Annotated in this window: 1 protein-coding gene; it reads right to left on the bottom strand. The window is 63.8% G+C overall.

Annotated features, from left to right (window positions below; genetic code table 11):
* A partial coding sequence (locus L6966_RS12035; protein WP_237233480.1) for a hypothetical protein occupies positions 1-389 on the bottom strand: 389 nt, incomplete at both ends.

The raw sequence follows: 389 nt of genomic DNA on the forward strand, positions 1-389 counted from the left end.
GATGTCGATGGTCAGCCGGTCATCGAACAGGCGGAAGCGGTCCTGCACGTAGAACTGGCGGGTAATGGTGGTGTAGCGCTGGTGCCACACGCGCTGGTCCGGGTTGCGCAGGAAGAAGTCATCGGTGACCGGGCCGTCGATGTAGTAGAAGTTGCGCTGCACGCTGTGGCCGTTGTCCTCGTACCAGAGGCCGGCTTCCAGGTCGTGGCCGCCGACGTTCCAGGTGAACGCCGAGGTCACGCCGGTACGGTCGATCGCGTACTCGGTGGTGCGGATCGAGATCGGAATCTCGCGACCGGTGCCCGGGTTGGACGGATTGGACGGGCTGAACCAGTGGCCCTGGCCACGGTTGCTGTGGTTGTAGACGTTGACCTTCAGCCGCATCGACT

It is taken from the genome of Rothia nasisuis (assembly GCF_928381405.1).
GTDB lineage: Bacteria > Actinomycetota > Actinomycetes > Actinomycetales > Micrococcaceae > Rothia > Rothia nasisuis.